Origin of the sequence: Actinoplanes sp. NPDC049802, from assembly GCF_040656595.1 — a bacterium.
GTDB lineage: Bacteria > Actinomycetota > Actinomycetes > Mycobacteriales > Micromonosporaceae > Actinoplanes.
This window is the reverse complement of sequence record NZ_JBFAMR010000191.1, coordinates 1-1,261: the sequence shown is the minus strand read 5'-3', so window position 1 is coordinate 1,261 and position 1,261 is coordinate 1. Positions and strand designations below refer to the sequence as shown.

Here is a 1,261-nt window from a genome sequence, read left to right as displayed (position 1 = left end):
GGATGCTCCACCTGAACCGACCGCACCAAACCCCACACCGCCGCACCAGCCAGGTCGGTCACGCCCTCACCAGGAAGAGCCACCGCACCCTCGGTACGAACGACGAGGCGGGAACCGGCCGGGTCGTCCAGCCACGTCCGGATCTCGTCGAGCACCCGGTTCACGGTGGTGTGCACGCGGGTGGGGGTGTCCTCCGCGCCGAGGCCGAGGGTGGTGGTGTCGAGCACCGTCACGTCATCGGCCGGTGACGCGGCGACCGGTGACGGGATCCAGCTCAGTTCGTACAGCGAATCGTGGTTTGCGGCCGGGGTTTCGAGGGGCCCGGCGGGCCGGGTCTCCAGCCGACCCACCGAGACGACCGGAGCCCCGGCGCCGTCGGTCGCGCTGAGCGACCATCCGGAACCGGACGGAGCGATCCGCACCCGTAGCGCAGTGGCGTTCGTGGCGTGCAGCACCACCCGCTGCCAGGAGAACGGCAGCAGAGCCGGGCCGTCGTCGTCCGGGCCGGCCAGCAGCGGAGCGTGCAACGCCGCGTCGAGCAGGGCCGGGTGCAGGGCGAAGCGCTCGGCCGTATCGGGCAGTTCGACGTCGGCGTAGAACTCGTCGCCGCGCCGCCACACCGCGGTCACGGCGCGGAAGGCTTGCCCGTACTCGTGTCCCCGCTCGGCGAGGCGGTCGTATCCGCCGGTCAGGTCGACCGGGCGGGCACCGGACGGCGGCCACTCGACGACGGTTCCCGGGCTGTCGACCGGAACGGCGGCGACCGATCCGATGGCGTGCGTCGTCCAGGCGTCGGCGCCCTCCGGCCGGGAGTGGATCTCCAGCGGGCGGTGGTCCTCACCGTCCGGCTCGCCGACCCGGATCCGCAGTTGCACACCGGCGTCCGCCGGCAGCACCAGCGGGGTGATCGTGGTCAGTTCCTCGACGACCGAACAGCCGACCGCGTCCGCGGCGTGCACCGCGAGTTCCACCAGCGCCGCCCCGGGTACCAGCACCACGCCGCCGATGACGTGGTCCGCCAGCCACGGCTGGGCGCTCACGGAGAGCCGTCCGGAGTAGACGACACCGTCCAGGCCGGGCAGCTCGATGGCCGCGCCGAGCAGCGGGTGACCGGCGTCCGCGAGCCCGAACCGGCTGGCCGGGGCGGCCACCCCGGTGTTCTCGGTCCAGTACCGCTGGTGCTGGAAGGGGTAGGTGGGCAGGGTGGCGCGGGTGCCGGGGCCGAGGTCGAGGTCGGTGCCGCGGGTGTGGAGGGTGGCGA

At 73.5% G+C, this 1,261-nt stretch carries 1 protein-coding gene; it reads right to left on the bottom strand.

The features are described from left to right. A partial coding sequence (locus tag AB0I88_RS41325) for a polyketide synthase dehydratase domain-containing protein (RefSeq protein ID WP_361037781.1) occupies positions 1–1,261 on the bottom strand: 1,261 nt, incomplete at both ends.